This is a genomic window from Micromonospora sp. WMMD1155 (assembly GCF_029581275.1).
Taxonomy (GTDB): domain Bacteria; phylum Actinomycetota; class Actinomycetes; order Mycobacteriales; family Micromonosporaceae; genus Micromonospora.
Genome location: NZ_CP120742.1, coordinates 3,827,840 through 3,851,296 on the forward strand (window position 1 = coordinate 3,827,840; position 23,457 = coordinate 3,851,296).

The 23,457-nt window shown below is 71.1% G+C and carries 23 protein-coding genes; 12 read left to right on the plus strand and 11 right to left on the minus strand.

The window, feature by feature from the left end; genetic code table 11:
* Window positions 1–81: 81 nt before the first annotated feature.
* From rocD to O7617_RS17580, 5 genes are all read right to left on the minus strand, one after another.
* Complete coding sequence (gene rocD / locus O7617_RS17560) at window positions 82–1,296, minus strand: ornithine--oxo-acid transaminase (protein WP_282256864.1); 1,215 nt, start codon at window positions 1,294–1,296, stop codon at window positions 82–84.
* Window positions 1,293–2,108: a dimethylargininase gene (gene ddaH / locus O7617_RS17565; protein WP_282264771.1), complete on the minus strand. Its 816-nt coding sequence runs from the start codon at window positions 2,106–2,108 to the stop codon at window positions 1,293–1,295. The genes rocD and ddaH overlap by 4 nt, the downstream gene beginning before the upstream one ends.
* 565 nt (window positions 2,109–2,673) lie before the next feature.
* Window positions 2,674–3,576, minus strand: a complete 903-nt coding sequence (locus tag O7617_RS17570) for a DMT family transporter (protein ID WP_282256865.1) — start codon at window positions 3,574–3,576, stop codon at window positions 2,674–2,676.
* Between the two features lie 69 nt (window positions 3,577–3,645).
* Window positions 3,646–3,945: a hypothetical protein gene (locus O7617_RS17575; protein ID WP_282256866.1), complete on the minus strand. Its 300-nt coding sequence runs from the start codon at window positions 3,943–3,945 to the stop codon at window positions 3,646–3,648.
* The gene (locus O7617_RS17580; RefSeq protein ID WP_282256867.1) at window positions 3,942–4,112 is read right to left on the minus strand and encodes a hypothetical protein; all 171 of its coding nucleotides are present in this window, start codon (window positions 4,110–4,112) and stop codon (window positions 3,942–3,944) included. Before O7617_RS17580 ends, O7617_RS17575 begins: the two co-directional genes overlap by 4 nt.
* Before the next feature lie 234 nt (window positions 4,113–4,346).
* On the opposite strand from O7617_RS17580, the gene O7617_RS17585 reads away from it, so the two are divergent.
* From O7617_RS17585 to O7617_RS17610, 6 genes are all read left to right on the plus strand, one after another.
* Complete coding sequence (locus tag O7617_RS17585; RefSeq protein ID WP_282256868.1) at window positions 4,347–5,234, plus strand: helix-turn-helix transcriptional regulator; 888 nt, start codon at window positions 4,347–4,349, stop codon at window positions 5,232–5,234.
* Entirely contained in the window at window positions 5,227–5,427 is a 201-nt protein-coding gene (locus tag O7617_RS17590; RefSeq protein ID WP_282256869.1) for a DUF397 domain-containing protein, read from the plus strand. Before O7617_RS17585 ends, O7617_RS17590 begins: the two co-directional genes overlap by 8 nt.
* Window positions 5,428–5,473: 46 nt before the next feature.
* Entirely contained in the window at window positions 5,474–6,283 is an 810-nt protein-coding gene (locus tag O7617_RS17595) for a DNA-formamidopyrimidine glycosylase family protein (protein WP_282256870.1), read from the plus strand.
* Between the two features lie 132 nt (window positions 6,284–6,415).
* A complete protein-coding gene (locus O7617_RS17600) occupies window positions 6,416–7,297 on the plus strand; it encodes a fructosamine kinase family protein (protein ID WP_282256871.1) in 882 nt (293 codons plus the stop codon).
* 316 nt (window positions 7,298–7,613) lie between these two features.
* Window positions 7,614–8,879: an AGE family epimerase/isomerase gene (locus O7617_RS17605; RefSeq protein ID WP_348774137.1), complete on the plus strand. Its 1,266-nt coding sequence runs from the start codon at window positions 7,614–7,616 to the stop codon at window positions 8,877–8,879.
* Window positions 8,876–9,829 carry a carbohydrate kinase gene (locus O7617_RS17610; RefSeq protein ID WP_282256872.1) on the plus strand — a complete coding sequence of 318 codons (954 nt, stop codon included), beginning with the start codon at window positions 8,876–8,878 and terminating at the stop codon, window positions 9,827–9,829. Before O7617_RS17605 ends, O7617_RS17610 begins: the two co-directional genes overlap by 4 nt.
* A 167-nt stretch (window positions 9,830–9,996) precedes the next feature.
* Here the strand turns inward: O7617_RS17610 and O7617_RS17615 are convergent, their stop codons facing one another.
* The 3 genes from O7617_RS17615 to O7617_RS17625 form a co-directional block, all read right to left on the minus strand.
* Window positions 9,997–10,965: a LacI family DNA-binding transcriptional regulator gene (locus tag O7617_RS17615; RefSeq protein ID WP_282264772.1), complete on the minus strand. Its 969-nt coding sequence runs from the start codon at window positions 10,963–10,965 to the stop codon at window positions 9,997–9,999.
* Window positions 10,966–11,037: 72 nt separating this feature from the next.
* On the minus strand, window positions 11,038–12,417 hold the full coding sequence (locus tag O7617_RS17620; protein ID WP_282256873.1) for an FAD-dependent oxidoreductase: 1,380 nt from the start codon (window positions 12,415–12,417) through the stop codon (window positions 11,038–11,040).
* Window positions 12,418–12,440: 23 nt separating this feature from the next.
* The gene (locus O7617_RS17625) at window positions 12,441–13,577 is read right to left on the minus strand and encodes a glutamate--cysteine ligase (RefSeq protein ID WP_282256874.1); all 1,137 of its coding nucleotides are present in this window, start codon (window positions 13,575–13,577) and stop codon (window positions 12,441–12,443) included.
* Between the two features lie 158 nt (window positions 13,578–13,735).
* Between O7617_RS17625 and O7617_RS17630 the strand changes: the two genes are divergently transcribed.
* From O7617_RS17630 to O7617_RS17645, 4 genes are all read left to right on the plus strand, one after another.
* Entirely contained in the window at window positions 13,736–14,029 is a 294-nt protein-coding gene (locus O7617_RS17630; protein ID WP_282256875.1) for a DUF6412 domain-containing protein, read from the plus strand.
* A 101-nt stretch (window positions 14,030–14,130) separates the two neighbouring features.
* Window positions 14,131–14,886, plus strand: a complete 756-nt coding sequence (gene yidC, locus O7617_RS17635; RefSeq protein WP_282256876.1) for a membrane protein insertase YidC — start codon at window positions 14,131–14,133, stop codon at window positions 14,884–14,886.
* Window positions 14,887–14,958: 72 nt separating this feature from the next.
* Window positions 14,959–16,368, plus strand: a complete 1,410-nt coding sequence (locus O7617_RS17640) for a carbohydrate-binding protein (protein WP_282256877.1) — start codon at window positions 14,959–14,961, stop codon at window positions 16,366–16,368.
* Between the two features lie 142 nt (window positions 16,369–16,510).
* The gene (locus tag O7617_RS17645; protein ID WP_282256878.1) at window positions 16,511–17,896 is read left to right on the plus strand and encodes a cellulose binding domain-containing protein; all 1,386 of its coding nucleotides are present in this window, start codon (window positions 16,511–16,513) and stop codon (window positions 17,894–17,896) included.
* A gap of 330 nt (window positions 17,897–18,226) precedes the next feature.
* Here the strand turns inward: O7617_RS17645 and O7617_RS17650 are convergent, their stop codons facing one another.
* From O7617_RS17650 to O7617_RS17660, 3 genes are all read right to left on the minus strand, one after another.
* Window positions 18,227–19,468 carry an IS701 family transposase gene (locus tag O7617_RS17650; protein ID WP_282256879.1) on the minus strand — a complete coding sequence of 414 codons (1,242 nt, stop codon included), beginning with the start codon at window positions 19,466–19,468 and terminating at the stop codon, window positions 18,227–18,229.
* A 74-nt stretch (window positions 19,469–19,542) separates the two neighbouring features.
* Complete coding sequence (locus O7617_RS17655) at window positions 19,543–20,214, minus strand: DedA family protein (RefSeq protein WP_282256880.1); 672 nt, start codon at window positions 20,212–20,214, stop codon at window positions 19,543–19,545.
* Window positions 20,215–20,272: 58 nt separating this feature from the next.
* On the minus strand, window positions 20,273–20,887 hold the full coding sequence (locus O7617_RS17660) for a DUF1349 domain-containing protein (RefSeq protein WP_282256881.1): 615 nt from the start codon (window positions 20,885–20,887) through the stop codon (window positions 20,273–20,275).
* Window positions 20,888–20,944: 57 nt separating this feature from the next.
* On the opposite strand from O7617_RS17660, the gene O7617_RS17665 reads away from it, so the two are divergent.
* Together O7617_RS17665 and fabG are read left to right on the plus strand one after the other, a co-directional pair.
* Window positions 20,945–22,597 (plus strand): alpha-amylase family protein, encoded by a 1,653-nt coding sequence (locus tag O7617_RS17665; protein WP_282256882.1) that lies wholly within the window; start codon window positions 20,945–20,947, stop codon window positions 22,595–22,597.
* Window positions 22,598–22,639: 42 nt separating this feature from the next.
* Window positions 22,640–23,398, plus strand: a complete 759-nt coding sequence (fabG, locus tag O7617_RS17670) for a 3-oxoacyl-ACP reductase FabG (protein ID WP_282256883.1) — start codon at window positions 22,640–22,642, stop codon at window positions 23,396–23,398.
* Window positions 23,399–23,457 lie beyond the last annotated feature (59 nt).

The following is a 23,457-nucleotide window of genomic DNA, read 5'->3' on the forward strand; positions in this document are numbered from 1 at the left end:
AGGCAGCACTTTCCCTGTAGTTGAGCAGATCTTGGCCGGTGCGGTCCGTCAGGCGGCGAGCACGTTGGCCGGTGCGGTCCGTCAGGCGGCAAGCACCTCGGCGAGTGCGGTCACCGCCAGGTCGATCTCGTCCTCGGTGATCACCAGCGGCGGGGCTAGCCGGATGGTGGAGCCGTGGGTGTCCTTGGCGAGGATGCCGCGCTCCATCAGCCGCTCACACGCCTCCCGTCCGCTCATCAGCGTCGGGTCGATGTCCAGACCGGCCCACAGGCCGCGAACGCGTACCCCCACCAGGCCCTTGCCGACCAGCCCCTCCAAGCCGGCTCGCAGCCGCTCACCCAACTCCGCCGAACGGCGCTGGAACTCGCCGGTGGCCAGCAGCCGGACCACCTCGACGGCCACCGCGCAGGCGAGCGGGTTGCCGCCGAAGGTGGAGCCGTGCTGGCCGGGCTTGAGCACGCCGAGCACGTCGGCGTTGGCGGCCACCGCGGAGACCGGCACGATGCCGCCGCCGAGCGCCTTGCCGAGCAGGTACATGTCGGGCACGACGCCCTCGTGGTCACAGGCGAAGGTCGCACCGGTACGCCCCAGACCCGACTGGATCTCGTCGGCGATGAAGAGCACCTCGCGCTCGGTGCAGACCCGCCGCACGCCCGACAGGTAACCCTCCGGCGGCACCACCACGCCCTGCTCGCCCTGGATCGGCTCCAGGAGAACGGCCACGGTGTTCTCGTCGATCGCGGCGGTCAGCGCGTCCAGGTCGCCGTAGGGCACGACAGTGAACCCCGGGGTGTACGGCCCGAAGTCGGCGCGGGCGTCCTCGTCGGTGGAGAAGCTGACGATGGTGGTGGTCCGGCCGTGGAAGTTGCCCTCGGCGACCACGATGTTGGCCTGCCCGGCGGGTACGCCCTTGACCTGGTAACCCCACTTGCGGGCCACCTTGATTCCGGTCTCCACCGCCTCGGCGCCGGTGTTCATGGGCAGCACCAGGTCCTTGCCGCACAGCTCGGCCAGCTCCCGGCAGAAGTCGGCGAACTGGTCGTGGATGAACGCGCGGCTGGTCAGCGTGAGCCGGTCCAGTTGGGCGTGCGCGGCGGCGATCAGCTGCGGGTTCCGGTGGCCGAAGTTCAGCGCCGAGTAGCCGGCCAGGCAGTCCAGGTAGCGCTTGCCGTCCACATCGGTGAGCCAGGCTCCCTCGGCGGACGAGATGACCACCGGCAACGGGTGGTAGTTGTGCGCCGTCCAGCGCTCGGCGTCCCGGACCGCTCCCGGCGTACGCAGCATGTCATCGATCACTTGCTTGCCTTTCCCTGACGGAGTCGCAGCGTGCAGCACTTCGGTCCGCCGCCGGCCTTACGGAGTTCGGACAGGTCGACACCGATGGTCTCGTAGCCCCGGTCGCGCAGCTTGGCGGCGAGGTCGGTGGCCTGGGCCGGCAGCACCACGTGCCGGCCGTCGCTCACCGCGTTCAGGCCCAGCACCTCGGCGTCGGACATGGTGGCGTGCACGGCGTCGGGGAAGAGTCGGCGCAGCACCGCCTGGCTGCCGGGGGAGAACGCCTCCGGCAGGTACGCCACGGTCTGCTCGTCGAGCACGGTCAGCGCCGTGTCCAGGTGGTAGAAGCGCGGGTCGACGAGCTGCATGGTGATCACCGGGTAGCCGAAGACCTCCTGCAACTGGGCGTGCGAGGCGTGCGCCGTGCGGAAGCCGGTGCCGGCCAGCAGGTGGTCGCCGGCGAGCAGGACGTCGCCCTCACCCTCGTTGACGTGCTTCGGGTCGTACATCTCGAAACCGGCGTCCTCGAACCAGGCCCGGTAGGCCGGTGCCTCGTCGGCGCGCTGCGGGTCGCGGAACTGCACGGCCATCGCCTTGCCGTCGATCACCGTGCCGCCGTTGGCGGCGAAGACCATGTCGGGCAGGCCGGGCACCGGAGTGATCTCCTCGACGGTGTGGCCCAGGTCGCGGTACGTCTGGCGCAGCTGCTCCCACTGCCGGACGGCCAGCGCGCCGTCGACCGGCGCGGCCGGGTCCATCCAGGGGTTGATCGCGTAGTCGACGGCGAAGTACGTCGGCCGGCACATCAGGAAGTGCTGGCTGGTGGCGTCCATCGTCATTGTCCTGCTCCCAGGGGTCGGGCGCGCCCGGCCACCGTGGCCCACGGGCTGGCGCCGTTGCTCAACGTTATGCGCCGCCACCGGCAGGATCCACCGCTGAGAGTTGCGCAGCCCGAAGATTCGTTGCGTCTAGGCGAAGCCTAGGAGTGATTCGTTGCGCCAGCGTGTCCCGCGCCGGTGGGAGGGGTCCTGGCCGGGGTTCACGGCCCGTGATCGGGCGCGCGACCGTGGCGCGTGATCGGGGTGCGCGACCCTGCGGTGGGGCATGGCCGTGGTCAGGGGGCGTGGCCGTGGGGCGGGGTGCGCGGCCCCAAGATCCGCACGACTTCCCAGATGTTGCTGCCTCGGACGTGCGGGAGGCAGCAATGTCCCCGATGTTGTGCGGATCTTGGGCGTTGCGGGGATCGCGGGCGGGGCGGGGGCCGGAAAACACTTCAGGGGCGGCGAACCGCCGCCCCTGAAAGGGTGTCTGCCCGGCCGGTGAACCACCGGGTCGTTCGGGCTGCCGGCGAACCGCCGGCGTTCGCCGGTGCATCACCGGCGAGCGGAACAGTGCCCGCTAGAATCGATCGACAAACTGTGAGTCAAGCCACTCGCGGAAGCGCTGCACCCAGTCGCCGTCGGTGGTCGGCCAGTCGAACTGGCCGGTCATCGCGAGCACCCCGATCACCACCGCGGCCAGGCCGATGAGCACGCCGAACAGCGCGTCGGTGGTGCCGGCGACGTGCCGACGGCGGGTGGCCATCAGGCCGAACACCGCGAGCACCGCGCCGAACGCGCCGAGCCCGATGCCGTACCCGGCCAGCGTCCCGGTCAGTACGAACAGCGCACCGGCGACGGAGACGATCAGGCCGAGGGTGGCCAGCAGGCTGGCTCGCGGCTTCGGGCCACGCGTCACCGGCGGTTCGGGTGCGGTCCGGTCCGGAGTCGGGTCGGCCGGGCGGTCGGTGGTGACCCGGTCGGTGGTGACCCGGTCGGTGGTGTCGGGACGCCGGGTCGTGCCGTCGAGGTCCGCGTCCCGCTCGGCGGTACGCGTCGCGGTAGCCGTCGCCCCGCCGGTGGCGGCCCGGGTGTCGCTGTCGACGGGTCGCGCGGTGGCGGACCGGGTGTCGGTGTCCGCCGGGCGGGCGGTCCCAGTCCGGGTGTCGGTGTCGACGGGTCGCGCGGTGGCGGCCCGGGTGTCGCTGTCGACGGGTCGCGCGGTGGCGGACCGGGTGTCGGTGTCCGCCGGGCGGGCGGTCCCAGTCCGGGTATCGGTGTCGACGGGTCGCGCGGTGGCGGCCCGGGCCACCGCCGCACGCTCGTTGGCCCGCCGCTCGGCCTCGCCGACCTGGCCGGCGCCGCTGCCGTACGTCGTCTGCTCAGCGCCCCGGTCGGTCGCCGCGGTCTCGCGGCCGTCGAGGTTCTCGTCCCGCGTCGGTGCCGGCTCGGACCGGCGGGACAGCAAAGGAATCCTGACCACTACACACCTCCTGTTGAATGCGTGGTGGCCGTCGGAAGAGGGTGGCACCCACGCGGTACGACCCCTGAACTACCCCGTTGCACGTTTCCTGACACCAATTCCGGGTACGGCCGCCGAGGTCGGCCTCGACCGGCTCTCTGCGGGTGCGGCGTGCAGTACCCGCAGCCCGGCCTGCTGGACGAACACCTCGCGCTTGTCGACGGCCAGGCCCTTGTCGTTCAGGACGTAGCCCGTCAGCCAGACCCACCCCTCGTACGTCGGGCGCTCATCGACGCTCACCAGCCGGAGGCGCAGCGCCCGGTCACCGGTGAACTGCACCGAGCACGCCGCGCCGATCAGCAGCAGATCGCCGGGCTTCAGGTCGGTCATGTGGGCCAGTGCGCACGGTTGATCGGGATGCGGTGCCGGGCCCGGCAGGGCAGGTCCGCGCCGCACCGGCACACCGTGCGCCAGCGCGCCCAACTCCAGACGGGCCGGTGCCGACGGGCGAGGGTCAGTGCGGTGACCAAAAGATATTCGTTGTACGACACACGCATGGTGGCGTCCCTCCGAGGAATAGCGGGCGCTCCGCCGAGGGCGCGCTATTGCCGACGCCATTAACGGCGTCACTTCTGGGCTTCCTCGACGGGTGACAGCGTGTTCCATGCTGGCCACCTTGTGCAATCTCCCGCCCCGCCCTAGCCTCAGGCCGAAATGACGCACGAGGAATGGAATGGAAATGCGTACGGGTTGAAACATTCCATGTTGCACGAGGAGAGCGGTGATGTTGCATGACGGATGAAACAAGCGGGTCCACGGTTCCTCGGCGGCAGCTCGGGAGGCTGCTCACCCAGCTCAGGGAGGAAGCCTCGGTGACGCTGGACGCCGCAGCCGAAGCGCTGGACTGTTCGCGGCAGAAGGTGTGGCGCATCGAGAAGGGGCTGGTTCCGGTGCGGGTGGTGGACGCCCGCGCGATGTGCGCTCTCTATCAAGTGCCCGAGACGATGGGGGACATCGTCGCCGGTCTCGCGAAGGAGACTCGCGCCAGGGGTTGGTGGCATTCGTACGGCGATGTGGTCCCGTCGTGGTTCTCGCTGTATGTCGGCCTGGAATCGTCGGCGTGCGGGTTGCGCCAATACGACGCCGAGCTGATCCCCGGACTTCTGCAGACCCGCGAGTACGCCACCGAGTTGTTCCGCCGGAAGAATCCGACCCTGACCGCCGACGAGCGGGAGGATTTGGTTCAGGTGCGGTTGCAGCGGCAGGGCATCCTCGTCCGCCGGTTACCCGCCGCGCCCACACTGCGGGTGGTCCTCAGCGAGGCGGTGCTGCGGCGCACGATCCCCGACCACCGGGCGATGGCCCGACAACTGCGACACCTGCTGGACGTGGCCGCGCTGCCGACGGTGAGTCTGCGGGTGTTGCCGCTCGCGGCGGGCCCGCCGCTGGCCAGCGAGACCGGCACCTTCGTCCTGTTGGATTTCCCGCAGGCGGTCGGTCGGGCGTCGACCGAGCCGACCACCGTCTACCTGGAGAACATCACCGGCGCGCTCTACCTGGACAAACCGACCGAGGTCGCCGCCTTCGAACACGTCTGGTCGGACCTGGAGGCGCTCGCCCCGGGTGAGGCAGAATCAGAGAAGCTGATCACTTCGATCATCGAGGAGCATCATGACTGACCTTGCCGGTGCCACCTGGCGCAAGAGCACCCGCAGCGGCGGGAGTGGCGGCAACTGTGTCGAGGTGGCCGACAACCTGCCCGGCGTCGTGGGCGTACGGGACAGCAAGGACCCGGCCGGGGCGGCGCTGGTCTTCGCCACCGCCACCTGGGCCGCGTTCGTCGACTGTGTGAAGGAGCAGCGCCAGGGCTGACGCGAGTCGATCATCGGGGCCGCGCGCCTGGCTATCCTTGGTACCCGTGCCAGAGGGACACACGATCCACCGCCTGGCGGCCCGGCACGCCGAGCTGTTCGCCGGGGACAAACTGCACGCCGCCAGCCCCCAGGGCCGCTTCGCCGAGGGCGCCGCCCGGCTCTCCGGGACGGTGCTGGAGAGCGCCGAGGCGTACGGCAAGCACCTGCTGCACCACTACGCCGACGAGCTGACGCTGCACGTACACCTCGGTCTGTACGGCAAGTTCAGCGACGGGCCGGGAGAGCCGCCCGAGCCGGTCGGTCAGGTGCGGCTGCGGCTGGCCAGCGACCGGCACTGGCTGGACCTGCGCGGGCCCACCGCCTGCGAACTGCTCACCCCGCCCGAGGTGGCCGCCCTGCGGGACCGCCTCGGGCCCGACCCGCTGCGCGTCGACGCCGACCCCGAGCGGGCGTACGCCCGGATCTCGCGCAGCCCGACGCCGCTGGCCGCGCTGCTGCTGGACCAGTCGGTGGTGGCCGGCACCGGGCTCATCTTCGTGACCGAGGCGCTGTTCCGGGCCGGACTGCCGCCGACGATGCCCGGTCGAGGGCTGAGCCGCGCCGGCTGGGACGCGCTCTGGGCCGACCTGGTCGATCTGATGCGGCTCGCGGTCGAGCACGGCCGGATCGACACCGTGCGCGACGCGCACCTGCCGGAGGCGATGGGGCGGCCGGCGCGGGTGGACCGCCACGGCGGCGAGGTGTACGTCTACCGCCGCCCCGGCGCGCCCTGCCACATCTGCGGCACCGAGGTCAGTCGCGGCGAGTTGGCCGGGCGGAACCTCTACTGGTGTCGTACCTGCCAGCCGGGCTGACCCTGCGCGCTTGATCGACTCCAGGTCGGCGATGTGGCGGTGTCGTCGCCCCAGGATGGCACCACCTCGCCGATGTGGAGTCGATCATCGGCGGGCTTGAACACGCGCCCGGACATGAAGGATCCTGTGCTGATGCAATCGGCACCGTTCCTCTTGGACTGCCTGCGCCGAGCCGGGATGAGCGATGTCGTCACGATCGAACCGGCGACGGGTGGGCTCGCGGCGCTCGCGGGCATAGCCACCCGCGGGGAGGCGCCGTCGGTGTTCGTCAAGGCCTTCGCCGAAGCGCCTGACGACGACGTCTTCGTCGCGGAGGCCGAGGGGCTGGCCGCCCTGCGGGAGTTGGGCGGCGTGGTGACACCCGAGGTGGTCCTGGTGGACCGGGAGCTGCTCGTGTTGTCGGTGCTGCGACCGAGACCGCGCAGCGAGGCTTTCTGGGAGCGCTTGGCGCACATGCTCGCTCGTCTGCACCTGAGCACGACGCATCCGCGCTTCGGCTGGCACCGGGACAACTGGCTGGGCCGCCGCCGGCAGACGAACGACTGGAACGACGACGGCTTCGTGTTCTTCGCCCAGCACCGACTGCTCCGGTGGCTGAGGGAGCCCCGCGTCGAGGCGGCACTCGACCGAGCCGATCGGGTGGCGCTGGAGAGGCTGTGCCACCGGCTGCCCGACCTGCTGCCGGATCGGCCGGCGTGTCTGACGCACGGCGACCTGTGGGCGCAGAACGTCCTGGCCACCCCGGACGGGCGGCCCGCGCTGATCGACCCGGCGGTGTCCTACGGGTGGGCCGAGGTCGACCTCGCCCACGTGTGGTCGACCGCGCCTCCGCCCGAGGCGCAACGGTTCTTCGCGGTCTACGCGGAGCTGACCTCCCTCGACAGCGACTGGCGGGCCCGGATGCCGATCGTCCAACTGCGACAACATCTCGCCGTGCTGGCCCAGTTCGACGACGACTGGGGCGCGGCTGACCAGATCCGAGCCACGCTCGCCCCGTTCCGGACGCGATCCTGACCGGAGGGCAGACGGTAGGGGCGGCTCGCCGTCTCGCCGTCGGGGACGCCGGCGACCCGCCCGACGCGGACGTGCCTGCCCGGCGCGGTGTGACGCAACCGGAATTGACAGTTGACCTGCCGCCGGAGCAGGGTTGCAGAGTGACAACGATGTCAACGGACAGAGAGGGAGGAATCGCACGGATGATCCCTCCGCCCGCGCGACCGGTACGGCCAGCCGGTTCGTGGGGTCCTGTTGACGGTTCTCCGGCGCGGACCCGGTCCGCCCGCCGATCCTGGCCGTATGTCCCTTTCCTACCCGACGGTGACCAGCTGAGATGACCGACCTGCCCCGATCCGACGCCGCCCCGACCCCCGCTCCGGCCGGGTCACCCGAACTACCCGACCTGGACGAGTTCCTCGCCGACCAGACCCGCACACTGCTCGACACGGCTGGTCGGTCGGTCCGCCCCGAGGGCGGCTTCTGGTGGCTCACCGACGACCGCACCCCGGACCGGGACGAGCCGGTCTTCACCTGGATCACCTGCCGGATGACCCACGTGGCCGCCCTTGCCCATCGCGGTGGTGACCCGGACGCCGCCGCCCTCGTCGACCACGGCGTCGCCGCGCTCAGCACACTGCTGCGCGACGACCGGTACGGCGGCTGGTTCAGCGCTGTCGACCAGCAGGGCGCACCCGTGGACGACCGGAAGGCCGGCTACGACCACGCGTTCGTGCTGCTCGCTGCGTCCAGCGCCGTACGCGCCGGCCGGCCGGGCGCGGAGCAACTGCTCGCCGACGTGCTGGCAGTGGTGCGGGACCGGTTCTGGGACGACGAGGTCGGCGCGGTCCGCGAGTCGTGGAACCGGGACTGGACGGTCACCGAGGACTACCGGGGCGCCAACAGCAGCATGCACATGGTCGAGGCATTCCTCGCGGCCACCGCCGCGACCGGCGACGCGAGCTGGGCGGACCGGGCCCTGCGGATCGCCACCCACCTGGTGCACGGTGAGGCCGCACGGCACGACTGGCGGCTCCCCGAGCACTTCACCGCTGACTGGACGCCGCTGCCCGACTACAACCGGGATCAGCCCGCCGACCCGTTCCGGCCGTACGGCTCCACCATCGGCCACTGGCTCGAATGGGCCCGCCTGCTGCTGGAGTTGGAGGCCGTCCTTCCGCAGCCACCGCGCTGGCTGCTCAGCGACGCCCGTGCCCTGTTCGCCGCCTCCGTACGGCGTGGGTGGGCGGTCGACGGCGCCGACGGCTTCGTCTACACGATCGACTGGGACGACCGGCCGGTGGTCCGCTCCCGGATGCACTGGGTCCTCGCCGAGGCGGTCGGTGCGGCGATCACCCTGCACCGGCGCACCGGTGACGAGGTCTACGCCGACTGGTACCGGGTGTTCTGGGCGTACGCCCGTCGCAACCTGATCGACGGCACCGGGTGGCGGCACGAGCTGGACGCGCAGAATCTGCCCTCGGACACGGTCTGGCACGGCCGACCGGACGTCTACCACGCGTACCAGGCGGTGCTGCTGTCCCGCGCGGCCGACGGTCTCGGCGGCACCGGCCCACTCGCACCGGGGGAGGTGACCGCGTGATCGTGGTCGCGGGTGAGGCGCTGATCGACCTGGTGGTCACCGCCGACGGAGAGCGGGCCGTGCCGGGGGGCTCCCCGGCGAACGTGGCGGTCACTCTGGCGCGGCTCGACCAGCCGGTACGACTGCTGGCCCGGCTCGGCACCGACGACTACGGCCGGCAGGTCGCCGAGCACCTGAGGGCCAACCAGGTCGACCTGGACTGGGCGGTCCGCGCCGAGGAGCCAACCTCGGTGGCGGTGGCCACGTTGAACGCGACCGGGCAGGCGAGCTACGAGTTCCGGCTGGCCGGCGCGGCGGACTGGCAGTGGACGCCGCAGGAGCTGCCCGAGCTGGCCGGGTCCTCGGCGGTCGCGTTCCACACCGGGTCGCTCGCGCTCGCGCTGGCCCCCGGCGGGCAGGTGTTCGAGGACCTGCTCGCCCGCGAACGCCACCGGGACGGGCTCACCCTCTCCATCGACCTCAACCTGCGGCCGAGCATCGTCACTGACCGGGAGGCCGAGCAGCAGCGCGTACGCCGGCAGGTGCCCCTCGCGCACCTGATCAAGGCCAGTGACGAGGACCTGGCCTGGCTGTATCCGGACCGGTCGGTGGCCGACGTCATGGCCGAGTGGCGTGAGGTCGGGGTGTCCTGCGCGGTGGTGACCCGGGGTGGTGAGGGCGCCTGGCTGCTGGCCCCGAACGGTACGCTGCACGAGGCGGCGGCGGTACGCACCACTGTCGTCGACACCGTCGGTGCCGGCGACTCCTTCACCGGTGGCCTGCTCGCCGCGTTGGCCGACCTCGACGCGCTCGGCGACCGACCGGCCGACCGCCTCGCCGCGGTGACCGAGCAGCAGTGGGACGCCGTGCTCCGGCAGGCTGCCACGGTGGCCGCGCTGACCTGTGGCCGCCGAGGCGCCGACCCACCCCGTCTCACCGAGCTCAACGCCCTGCTGACCCTGCAGACCTGACCCGGACGCGGGTCGGCGCCGTGGCGCGCCGGACTGCCGGGACGCGGCACCGGTGATCCACTCCACGTCGCCGATGTGGGGGTGTCCGAGTGCCCGGGCATCGCCACATCGCCGATCCGGAGTGGATCACCCGCCCTCACCCTGGGCGACGCGGGCGGGGGAGTGGATCAGGACAGGCCGCGAGGCATCAGGTGTGTGGGGAGCACTGTGGTGGCGGGTGGGGAGTCGTCGCCGGCGATCCGGCTGAACAGCCGCTCGGTGGCGACCCGGGCCAGCTCCCGGGTGTCGTACGCGACGACGGTCAGCGGTCGGGGCATCAGGTGGGCCAGTTCGAAGTCGTCGAAGCCGACCAGTGCCGCGTCGTCGCCCCGGCGGTGCAGCTCCTGGAGCGCACCCACGGTGAGCCGGTTGTTGGCGCAGAAGAACGCGGTGGGCGGATCCGGAAGGTCGAGCAGTTCGCCGACCGCCCGCCCCGCCTCCTCCGGGGCGATCAGCCTCTCGCGGAGCAGCGAGTCGTCCGGCTCGACACCGGCGGCGACCAACGCCGCCCGCGCACCGGCCAGCCGCTCGCGCATCGTGGGCACGCTCGGTGCGCCGAGCAGCAGGCCCACCCGGCGGTGCCCCTCGTCGAGCAGCGCGCCCACCCCGGCGTGGCTGCCGCCCCGGTTGTCCAGCAGCACCGCGTCGGCCTGCAGCTCCTGCGGCGGCCGGTCCAGGAACACCACGGGCATTCCCAGCTCGACCTCGCGGCGCAGGAACGAGTGGTCCAGGCCCGCCGGCACCACCAGGAGCCCGTCCACCCGACGTTGGGTGAAGTCCTGGAGCAGGGCGCGTTCCCGCTCCGGGTCCTCCTCCGAGGAGGCGGTGATCAGCATGGTGCCGTGGGCGGCGGCGATCTCGGCGGCGACACTGGCGATCGTCGCGTAGAACGGGTTGGCGATCTCCTCGATGAGCAACCCGACGGTGGCGTTGAGCTGCCGGGAGCGCAGGTTGCGGGCGATGTCGTTGCGCCGGAAGCCCAGCTCGGCGATGGCGGCCAGCACCCGGCTGACCAGCTCCTGCCCCACGGGCTCGTCGTTGACCACCCGGGAGACCGTCTTCAGGCTGACGTCGGCACGGCGGGCCACGTCGACCATCGTCGGGCGTCGGCGCACTGTCGGCCGGGTCGGGGTCTGGGTCACGGGGTGGTCCTCCACGGCGAACGCGGGTCAGCGGTCGAGCGCGGCGAGCGCATCGACCGCTTTTCGGGCGGCGATGAGCACCGGGTCCCACACCGGCGCGTACGGCGGAGCGTAGCCCAGGTCCAGTGCTGTCATATCGTCCACCGTCATGCCGTTCCAGAGTGCCACGGCAAGTGCGTCGATCCGTTTAGCCGCCTCCGACCAGCCGACGATCTGCGCGCCGAGCAGCCGACCGTTGGGACGCTCGGCGATCAGCTTCACTGTCATCGGGCGGGCACCCGGGTAGTAGCCGGCCCGGTTGGTCGACTCGGCGATCACCGAGACGAAGTCGAAGCCGGCCGCCTCGGCCTCGCCCTCGCGCAGGCCCGTCCGACCCACCTCCAGGTCACAGACCTTGGTCACCGCCGTGCCGATCACCCCGGCGAACGTGGCGTACCCGCCGCCGATGTTGATCCCCGCCACCCGGCCCTGCTTGTTGGCGTGCGTGCCCAGCGGCACGTGCACCGGCATCCCGCTGACCCGGTGCAGCGTCTCCACACAGTCGCCGGCCGCCCAGATGCCGGGCATCCCGGGCACCCGCATCCGGCGGTCCACCCGGACCCCACCGGTCGTGCCGATCGGCAGCCCGGCAGCCGCGGCGAGCGCGGCGTTGGGGCGTACACCGAGACCCAGGACCACGACGTCGGTGGGCATCGGCCCCTCGGCCGTGACCACCGCGGACACCCGGCCGTCCCGCTGTTCCAGGCCGGTCACCGGCAGGCCGGCGCGGATCGTGATGCCGAGGCCGCGCATGGCCTCGGCCACCAACTCGCCCATGTCGGGGTCCACCGTCGACATGGGCTGCGTGCCCGCCTCGACCAGGGTCACCGAGAGGCCGCGCTGGATCAGGGCCTCGGCGATCTCGACGCCGATGTAGCCGCCACCGACCACCACGGCCCGGCGCGGTCGCGGCTCGGCGTCCAGCCACTCGCGCAGCGCCGCCCCGTCGTCCAGGGTCTGCATGCCGAACACGCCACCCGCGTCGGTGGCCGCCCACGGTGGCTTCACCGGCACCGCGCCGGTGGCGTACATCAGCTCGTCGAAGCGCTCGCGGACCTCGCCGCCGCCCTCCAGGTCCCGGGCCACCACCTCGCGGCGCTCCAGGTCGATGGCCGTGACCTCGTGCCGCATCCGCACGTCCATCGCGTACTCGGTGCGGAACGTCTCCGGATCCCGGGCGATCAGCGCCTCCGGGCCGGGCACCAGGCCGCTGATCCAGTACGGGATGCCGCAGGCCGAGTAGGAGGTGAAGTGACCGCGCTCGAAGACCATGATCTCCAGGTCGTCGCGGCCGCGGCGGCGACGGGCCTGGGACGCCGCCGACATGCCGGCGGCGTCCCCGCCGATGACGATCAACCGTTGGGCCACGGGATCATCCTGTCACGAGGTGTTCAACCGCGGGTCTGTCGCGCGACGTCCTGCACCACGTCGGTGAGTCGGCCGGTGCGCGCGTACACCGCGCGTTGCCGCGCCGCCCCGCTGCCGTGCCGGCGCAACCCACCCAGCAGGTCGGTCACCTCGGCCCAGTCGCCGTGCTGCTCCAGCGCCGGTCGCATCCGGTCCACGAACCGGTCCAACAGTTCCCAGGCGGTGGCCAGCTCGCCGGTGGTGACGTCGACGGCCTGGCCCTCCAGGCCGTCGTGGGCGGCCCGCCAGTGCGCCCCGACCAGCAGGTGATGGTCGGTCCGCAACGCCGGTCGGCCGGCCTCGACGTCCGCCATCGCGGTGGACACCAGGGCCCGGACCAGCGCGGCGACCAGCACCGCGTCGTCCACCGACGGGCAGACGTCGCCGATCCGCAGCTCCACCGTCGGGTACTTCGCCGACAGGCGGGCGTACCAGTAGAGCATCCCCTCGTCGAGCATCACCCCGCTGGAGATCAACTGGCGGATCAGCCGCTGGTAGTGCTCGTGCGACTCCAGCCACGGCGTCGGGGCCACCGACGGCCAGCGCTCCCACTCCACCGACCGCCAACTGGCGTAGCCGGTGTCCGCGCCACGGGCGAAGGGCGAGTTGGTGGTCATCGCGTGCAGCAGCGGCAGCCACGGCCGCACGTGGTTGAGCACCTGCACGCCGGTCTCCGGGTCGGGCACGCCGACGTGCACGTGCATGCCGTTGTTGCCCGGGCCGGGGACGAGCAGCTGGAACCGCTCGATCATCCGGTCGAACCGGGGCTTGTCCACCACCGGCGGCACCGGGCCGTCCACCGGACCGGTGCCGATGGCGAGCAGGCGTACGCCGGCCCGCTCGGCGGCGTCGGCGAGCGCCCCGCGCAGCACGCCGAGGGAGTGGCGGATCGACGAGAGCTCCAACCCGGGTGGGCTGCCGATCTCGATCTGACTGGTCTGGAACTCCCGCTCGACCTGCCCGCGCAACTCGGCCGGCACCTGCTCCATGACCAGGTCGACGGCCGGGACCGCAGCCCCGGTGTGCGGATCGACGAGGAGGAACTCCTCCTCGACACCCACGGTGAGCAATCCGGTCGCCGCAGCCGTTCCGCTGGGCGCCTCCGCCACCTGGCCGGTCATCGACACCACCGTCCGTTCCTACCGTTCGCGGTCCGTCCGCGTCGGTCCGCCGTTTGGTTACCCAACGTGGCGAGGCCGGGAAACGTGGCGACGGCACCTCGTGACCGGCTTGCCGGTGATCGGCCGGACGACGTGACACGGAGTCCTATGCTGAGCCCGTGCCGGTGCCGCTGGGATTCCTCGGGTTCGCGTGGTTGTCCGCGTTCGCCCAGCTCACAGTGCTCGCCGACCGGCCGGTCGACCTGCTCGCGGGTGCCGCGCTGACCGCACTGGTGTTGCTCGCCGTGGTGCTGCTGGCGCGGCTGCGCGACCGCTCGGGTGCACCCGGCGTCGGGCCCCGTTGGGCCGGCCTGCGGGCCCGTTCCCGGGGTCGACGGATGCCCCGCCAGATCGACCCGGACGCCGCCGGTCGACCCCGTCCCCGCGCTCCCGGGCACCCCTCGGCCGCGTAGCGCCACGCCGCCGCGCGGCCGATCCCGCCGTCACCGGTCCCCCTGCCGAGCGCACGCCGCCGGAGGGGAGACCGCACCGGAATCGGACCGAGGGGTTTCCCATGCTCGCCTTCGCACCACTGCACGGCGTTGTCGGCGCTGCCGGCACCGCGTTGTCCTGGCTCACCGATCTGCTCGAACCGCTGGCCGGCGGCATGGCGACCGCCGCCGCCATCGTGCTCTTCACCATCGCCATCAGACTGCTGATCTCGCCGCTCACCGTCGTGCAGGTCCGCGGCGAGCGACGCCGCGCGGCCCTCGCCCCGCAGGTGCGTGAGCTTCAGCGGCGGTACGCCGACGACCCGGCCACCCTTCAGCGCGAGGTGTTCGCGTTGTACTCCGAGGCCGGCGCGAACCCGATCGCCGGCTGCCTGCCGTTGCTGCTCCAGGCGCCGTTCCTGCTGGTCCTGTACCGGCTGTTCACCACGAGTGAGGGCGGCACCGGCCTGCTGGAGGAGCGGCTCGCCGGGGTGCCCCTGGGCCACCATCTCACCGACGGGCTGACCGGCGCGGCGGGTCCGCTGTTCGCCGTGCTGCTGGCGGTGCTGGTGGCGGTGGCCTGGTGGTCGTCGCGGCGGGCTCGTCGGGCCTCGGCGGCGGTCGGCACGGTGGCCGGTACGCCCACCGAGGGGCCGGGGGCGGCGGTGCTCGGGCGGCTGCTGCCCCTGCTGCCGTTCACGACCGTGCTGGTGGCGCTGGTGCTGCCGCTCGCCGCAGTGATCTACCTGGTGACCACGAGTCTGTGGTCGGCGGCCGAGCAGGCGGTGCTCCGTCGGCCGCAGGCGGTGTCGACGAACGCCGACGCAGATCGACGTTGACAAATGTCATGACCGAGGCGTACAACCCTGAGAGAGCGCTCTCTCGACCCGTCTCCGTAGAGAGGCACGTCCATGACACCTCCTTCGGCGGCCCCCGCCGCCCCGCTCGTCCGACGCCGGCTGCGGCTGGCCTCCGTCCTGCTCGTCGCCACCACCACCGTCCTGGCCGGCGTCACCGTCACCGCGCAAGCGGCCGTGCCGCCACCACCGACCGGCTGGAGCACGGTCTGGAGCGACGACTTCACCGGTGCCGCCGGCACCCTGCCCTCGTCCGCCAACTGGATCATCGACACCGGTCACAGCTATCCCGGTGGTCCGGGCAACTGGGGCACCGGCGAGATCCAGAACTACACCGCCAGCACCGCCAACGTCAGCCACGACGGTGGTGGCAACCTGCGGATCACGCCGCTGCGCGACAGCGGAGGCGGTTGGACCTCCGCCCGGATCGAGACCGTGCGCAGCAACTTCAAGGCCCCGTCCGGCGGCGTGCTCGCCATCGAGGGTCGCATCCAGATGCCGAACGTCACCGGCGCCGCGGCGGCCGGCTACTGGCCCGCGTTCTGGGCGCTCGGGGCGCCCTACCGGGGCAACTACCAGAACTGGCCGGGCATCGGTGAGTTCGACGTGATGGAGAACGTCAACGGCATCAACTCGGTCTGGGGCGTGCTGCATTGCGGCGTCGCGCCGGGCGGGCCGTGCAACGAGTCCAACGGCCTCGGCGCGTCCCGGGCCTGTCCGGGGTCGAGCTGCCAGTCCGCGTTCCACACGTACCGGTTCGAGTGGGACGCCTCGATCAGCCCGCAACAACTGCGCTGGTACGTCGACGGGCAGCTCTACCACACCGTCACGTCCAGTCAGGTCGGTGCGTCCGCCTGGTCGCAGATGACCTCGCACCAGGGCTACTTCCTGCTGCTCAACGTCGCGATCGGCGGGGCCTTCCCGAACGGTGTCGCCGGCAGCGGCACGCCGACCTCGGCCACCGTCCCGGGTCGGCCGATGCTCGTCGACTACGTGGCGGTGTACCAGCGCGGAAGTGGCACCACCCCGCCGCCGACCACACCGCCACCCTCCGGCACGAGGGACGCGTACGCGCAGATCCAGGCCGAGTCGTTCAACGGTCAGAACGGCGTGCTCGTCGAGGCGTGCTCGGAGGGTGGGCAGAACATCGCCGCGCTGCGCAACGGTGACTGGGTGCGCTACGACAATGTCGAGTTCGGCTCCGCCTCGCCCCGGGACTTCCTGGCCCGGGTCGCCTCCGGCGCGGGTGGCGGTGCGAGTGGCCTCGTCGAGGTGCGGTTGGGCAGCCCGACCGCGACGCCGATCGGCAGCTTCGCGATCGGCAACACCGGCGGTTGGCAGAGCTGGCGCTCGGTGCCCGGCAACGTGGGGGCGGTGACCGGTCGGCACTCCGTGTACCTGACCTTCACCAGTGGCCAGCCGAACGACTTCGTCAACGTCAACTGGTTCACCTTCCGCCGCTGAGCGGGCCTTCCCGGTTCTCCCGTCGCGTCGGCGCGCGGCGGGAGGCCGGTCACCCGTGCCTCTGGACAGGAACAGTTAACTGTCTTAATAATAAGCGGAACGTCGACGTCCATAGATGCCCGAGCCGGGCGCGGAGGGCCGCATGAAACGCTCCAGGTCATTTGTCCTGTCCCTGGTCACCGTGCTCGCCGCGACCCTCGGCGCGGCCTGGGTGGCACTGCCCGCGTACGCCGCGGGGGCCACCGCCAGCTTCGTCAAGACCGCCGACTGGGGTTCCGGTTGGGAGGGGAAGTACACCATCACCAACGGTGGCACCTCGACCATCAACGGCTGGAGCCTCGCCTTCGACCTGCCGTCCGGCACCACGCTCGGCAGCTACTGGGACGCGCTGCTCACCTCCGCGGGCCAGCGGCACACCTTCACCAACCGGTCCTGGAACGGCACCATCGCCCCGGGCGCCTCGGTCTCCTTCGGCTTCCTGGCCAGCGGCTCCGGCTCGCCCAGCGGCTGCCAGCTCAACGGCGCGTCGTGCGGCGGCGGCACCCCGCCCACCACACCACCGCCCACGACTCCGCCGCCGACCACGCCACCGCCCACCACCCCACCGCCGACGAACCCGCCCACCGGTGGCCTGCCCGAGCATCTGCTCACCGGCTACTGGCACAACTTCGACAACCCAGCCGTCGAGCTGCGGCTGCGTGACGTCCCCACCGAGTACGACCTGGTGGCGGTGGCCTTCGCCGAGGCCACCTCGACACCCGGCGCGCTCACCTTCGGCGTCGACCCCGGTCTCGCCGCGTCGCTCGGCGGCTACACCGACACGGACTTCACCAACGACGTACGCACCCTGCACAGCCGGGGCAAGAAGGTGATCCTCTCGGTGGGCGGTGAGACCGGCCGGGTCACCGTGAACGACGCCGCGTCGGCCACCGCGTTCGCCGACACGGCCGCCGCGCTGATCGCCCGGTACGGCTTCGACGGTATCGACATCGACCTGGAGAACGGCCTCAACCCGACGTACATGGCGCAGGCGCTGCGCGCGCTCCGGGCCAAAGTCGGGTCGAGCCTGATCATCGCGATGGCCCCGCAGACGATCGACATGCAGAACCCGGCCGGCGGTTATTTCAAGCTGGCGCTCGACATCAAGGACATCCTCACCGTCGTCAACACCCAGTTCTACAACTCCGGGGCGATGCTCGGCTGCGACCAGAACGCCGCGTACGGCCAGGGCACGGTGAACTTCATCGTCGCGTTGGCCTGCATCCAACTGGAAGCCGGGCTCCGCCCCGACCAGGTCGGCCTCGGTCTGCCCGCCGGACCGGGGGCGGCCGGTGGCGGCATCGTCGCGCCCAGCGTGGTCAACGCGGCGCTCGACTGCCTGGCCCGGGGCACCAACTGCGGCAGCTTCCGCCCGCCGCGCACCTATCCCGGCATCCGCGGTGCGATGACCTGGTCGGTGAACTGGGACGTCAGCAACGGCAACACCTTCGCCCGCACGGTGGCCCCGCACCTGGACACCCTGCCCTGACAGTCCTGGCTGGCGTCTGTGCCAGCGGCAACCGTTAGGGCGTGTGTCAAAGCCCCTGGCCGGCCTGCGGCGGGCCCAGACGACGCCCGGCTGCGTTGGAGATGGGCTCGGATACAACACCGGTATCCGAGCCCATCTCCGCCTTGCCGGATCGCCGCCTGGACTCCGCCTCGGCTCGACCGAGGACTTTGATACACGCCCTAGTAGTGCTTTGTTAGGTTCTGTGGCGTTTGTTGCGGTGTAAGGGTTTCACGGGTTGGTGGCAGGTGAGGCAGGCGCCGGTCCAGGTCGCGAGGAGTCGTTGCAGCTCGCGGATGACCGCATAAAGGGTCAGGCCGGCGCATCCGCTTTTGGGTCGAGGCGCAGTTCGGTGATGAACAGGTGCGCGGCGGTGGCCAGGGTGACGTGGCGGTGCCAGCCGATCCAGGAGCGGCCTTCGAAGTGGTCCAGGCCGAGGCCGGTCTTGAGTTCGCGGTAGTCATGTTCGATGCGCCAGCGGATCTTGCCGTAGCGGATCAGGTCGGTGTGGCTGGTGGTGGCAGGGAGGCTGGACAGCCAGTACTTCACCGGTTCGGCCTGGTCGTCGGGCCACTGGGCGATCAGCCACCGCTGCGGCAGGAGCCCGTTGGGGTCACGGGCGACGCGGTGTCCGGCCGGGCGGACTCGTAGGAAGATGAACTGGGAGCTCATCGTGCCTTTCGAGCCTTCCCGCCAGGTGATCGTTTCCGTGGCCGCTCGTCCAGCGGCGCGAATGTGCTCGACCAGGCTGACCGCAGTCTTCGAGTAGCGCGGGTCGGTGCGCGTCGGTGGGCGACCCCGCCCGGACCACACCCGCGTCACCGGCTGCACGTCTGATGTGTGGGCGAGGGCATCGCCTTTGACCTGCATGATGTAGTCGACGGACCGCTCGTCCAAAGCGCCGCGGAACTGGCTGTTATCGCCGTAGCCGGCGTCGGCTGCCAGCAACGGCGGGCGTAAATTTTGCTCGGCCAGCTCATCGAGCATCTCCACGACCATCGACCACTTCGGCCGGTGATGCTCATCGGCAGGTATCCCGCACCGGGACCGGCGAGCGATCACCTCAGGGCGGTCAGCCTCGTCAACAGCCTGGTCGTCCCACGACGTCGGCAAGAACAACCGCCAATCCAGCGGACACGACGCGGCGTCAGTGACGGCGTGGACACTCACCCCGATCTGGCAGTTCGCGACCTTGCCCAACGTGCCGGAGTACTGCCTGGCCACGCCCGGCGAGCCCTTGCCGTCTTTCGGGAAACCGGTGTCGTCGACCACCCACACCACCGGAGCGACCACCTCGACCGCCCGACGGGCCAACCGCATCCGCACCGCCTCGGTGTCCCACGTCGAGGTCGTCACGAACTGTTGCAGCCCCTGATGATCCACCCCAAGCCGATCCGCCATCGGCTGCATCGACTTACGCCGCCCGTCCAGCAACAGCCCTCGCAGATACGTCTCACCCTTGGCCCGCTGATCCGAGCGCACCAAAGGGGTGAACACATCCACGGCGAACGCCTCAAGCCGTTGCCGCACAACCAAAAGCTCGTCAGGAGTCACCGCAACATCGAACTACTCAGACCGCCCCGATGACCCCACGACACGCCGACCTAACAAAGCACTACTAGCGCGGATCAGCGACCGGCGGTCACCGGCCGCCGGTCGTCGCGGTCCCGGCGTCGCCGAAGCTTGCGGACCACCCAGGCGACCACCATCACCACGAAGACCGCGCCGATCGCGTAGTTGAACCAGTCGCTGTAGCGCTCGACGTCCTGCCACCGGCTGCCCAGCGCGTAGCCGGCCCCCACGATCAGACCGTTCCACACCCCGCTGCCGATCGTGGTGAACAGGATGAACTCTCCGAGCGGCATCCGATTGGCCCCGGCCGGCACGGAGACCAGACTCCGGACCACCGGCACCACCCGGCCGATCAGCACCGCCCACCGGCCGTGCCGCTCGAACCAGCGGTCGGCCCTCTCCAGGTCGTCGCTGTCCACCAGCGGGATGCGGTCCAGCCACCGCTTGAGCCGGTCCTCGCCGAGCGCGGCACCGAGCCAGTAGAGCACCAGCGCGCCGACGAGCGAACCGACGGTCGCGGCCACCACCACGACCACCACGTTGAACCGGCCCTGGTGAGCCAGGAAGCCGGCCATCGCCAAGACGATCTCGCTGGGGATGGGTGGGACGATGCTCTCCAACGCCACCAGCAGCGCCACGCCGACCGGGCCCATGGCCTCGATCACGGTGGCCACCCACCCGGTCAGCCCGGTGAACTCGGACGGGTCGCCACTCCGGGCGTACGCCATGGTCGTCCTTCCGCGTCGGCTCCGGGGGATCGGGTGGTCATACCCAACGGGCCGGTCGTTACACCTCCGGGTGCAGCGCGGCGTCCGCCGGCCCCTGCCGCCAACCAGTGAACACCACGGTCAGGCCGGCGCGGGACGGCGCGCAGCAGAACGGACCGGCCACCGCCTCCGCCGTCGGATCCAGCGGGGTGAGCCGGACCAGTCGCCACGGCTCGTCGTCGGCCCGGGCGCGGACGGTCAGCGCGTCGCCGGCGCGGCTGACCCGCACTGTCACCTCCCGGCCCGACCACTGCGGCACCGGCGCCACCGACCAGTCGGAGAACTCCCGGGTCACCACCGCGCCGAGCTGCGACTCGCCGTCACTCATCTCGACACCGGCCTTGGTCCAGGTCCGTTCGTCGACCCGGACGAGCACACCCGCCTGGTCGAACTGCGCCGAGAAGTCGAGCCGGAAGCCCACCTCCATGGCCGTGCCCACGGGAAGGGGCGCCAGCAGGGCCGGAGCGTCGTCGTGGACGAATCCGTAGCTGGTCCGCCGCCACAGGTCGCTTCCGGCCGCCGGTTCGACGACCAGCTCACCGGTCGGCCGCTCGTCGACGCGTACCGGCGGGTGCAGCCACCGCCCCCGGGACCAGTCCAACGGTTCGCTCGGTGGTACGAGGTCGTCTCCCATGACGGGCACGATAACCAAGGGTTTGCCGAGCTGATCGTTCGGAGATGTTCCTCCGGCATGGGTGACCGTTGGTATTCCGAAGCCGTCGTCTACTGCCTCGACATCGACACGTACGCCGACTCCGACGGCGACGGGGTCGGTGACATCCGGGGGCTGATCGGGAGACTGGACTATCTGGCCCGTCTCGGGGTGACCTGCCTGTGGCTGCACCCGATCCACCCGTCGCCCAACCGTGACGACGGCTACGACGTCACCGACTTCTACAACGTGGACCCACGTTTCGGCACCCTGGGGGACTTCGCCGAACTGCTGCACCAGGCGCAGAACCGGGGCATCCGCGTGATCATCGACCTGGTCGTCAACCACACCTCCGACGAGCACCCGTGGTTCCAGTCCGCCCGCTCCTCGCCGGACTCGCCGTACCGGGACTGGTACGTCTGGTCCGACACCGAGCCGGACGACCGGCACCAGGGCATGGTCTTCCCCGGCGAGCAGAACGAGACCTGGAGCTACGACCGGACCGCCAAGGCGTGGTTCTACCACCGGTTCTACAAGTTCCAGCCGGACCTGAACTTCGCCAACCCGGAGGTCCGGGCCGAGGTCAAGAAGATCATGTCGTTCTGGCTCCAGCTCGGCGTCTCCGGCTTCCGGATGGACGCGGTGCCGTTCATCATCGAGCTGACTGAGCCGGGCAACCCGAACTCCCCGAAGGACTTCGAGTTCCTCACCGAGATGCGCCAGCACGTGCAGTGGCGCCGGGGCGACGCCGTCCTGCTGGCCGAGGCGAACGTCGAGCCGGACCAGCTACCCACGTTCTTCGGCGACTCCAGCGGCTCCGGCAACCGGATCCACATGCTCTTCGACTTCATGCTCAACGGTCGGCTCATGCTCGCCCTGGCCCGGGAGGACCCGGAGTCGTTGATCGACGCGCTGCGCGACACCCCGACGCTGCCGGTCGGCGGGCAGTGGGCCACCTTCCTGCGTAACCACGACGAGATCGACCTGTCCCGGCTCACCACCGAACAACGCAACCAGGTGTACGCGCAGTTCGGCCCGGACGAGAACATGCGCATCTACGACCGGGGCATCCGTCGCCGGTTCGCCCCGATGCTCGGTAACGACCGGCGGCGCATCGAGCTGGCGTACGCCCTGCAGTTCTCGATGCGCGGCACGCCGGTGTTGCGCTACGGCGAGGAGATCGGGATGGGCGAGAACCTGTCGCTGCCCGGTCGGGAGGCGATCCGTACCCCGATGCAGTGGTCGTACCAGCCGAACGCCGGCTTCTCCACGGCGGACCCGGAGAAGCTGGTCCGCCCGGTGATCGACAAGGGTGAGTTCGGCTACCAGAACGTCAACGTCACCGCCCAGCGCAGCGACCCGAAGTCGCTGCTCGCCTGGTTCGAGCGGATGATCCGTACGCTGCGCGAGGCCCCCGAGATCGGCTCCGGCTCGACCACCCACATCGACGTGGCGATGCCGGCCGGCGTGCTCGCGCACCGGGCGGACGGGCCGACCGGGACCATGGTGTTCCTGCACAACCTGGGCACCGACGACGTCGAGGTGGACCTGAGCAGCCTCGAACCGGAGGCCGACCTGCCGATCGACGTGCTCACCGACCGGGGCTACGGCGAGTTGGGCAAGCTCGGCGCGGTGAAGGTCTCCGGGCACGGATACCGGTGGATTCGCCTATGCCGGGGCCGGGGGTTCTGACGCTAAGCTCCTCCGATCACCCCAAGTTACTCGGAGGTAGTCATGTCGGAGGAGCCCCGCGTCGCCATCGTCACCGGAGCCGCGCGCGGTATCGGCGCGGCCACCGCCCGGCGGTTGGCCGCCGACGGGATGGCTGTCGCCGTGGTCGACATCGAGGAGGCGGCCACCAAGGAGACGGTGGACGCCATCGCCGCCGCCGGTGGCCGGTCGCTCGGCGTGGGCGCCGACGTGTCCGACCGGGAGCAGGTGGAGGCGGCCGTGGAACGGATCGCCGCCGAGTTGGGCGCGCCCACCGTCCTGGTCAACAACGCCGGTGTGCTGCGGGACAACCTGCTCTTCAAGATGACCAGCGCCGACTGGGACACCGTGATGGGCGTACACCTGCGGGGCGCGTTCCTGTTCAGCCAGGCCGCGCAGAAGCACATGGTGGAGCGCAAGTGGGGCCGGATCGTCAACCTCTCCAGCACCTCGGCGCTGGGCAACCGGGGCCAGGCGAACTACGCCGCCGCCAAGGCCGGCCTCCAGGGCTTCACCAAGACGCTCGCCATCGAGCTGGGGCCGTTCGGGGTGACGGTCAACGCGGTCGCGCCCGGCTTCATCGTCACGGACATGACCGCGGCCACCGCCGCGCGGATCAAGGTCGACTTCGACGACTTCCAGAAGCACGCCGCCGCCGAGATCCCGGTGCGCCGTCCGGGGCGGCCGGAGGACGTCGCGCACACCATCTCGTTCCTGGCGAGCGAGGGCGCCGGATTCGTGTCCGGCCAGGTCATCTACGTGGCCGGCGGCCCACGGGACTGACCCGTACTCCCGACGGGGTCGCTCCTTCGCGAAGGGGTGGCCCCGTCGCCGCGTCAGGC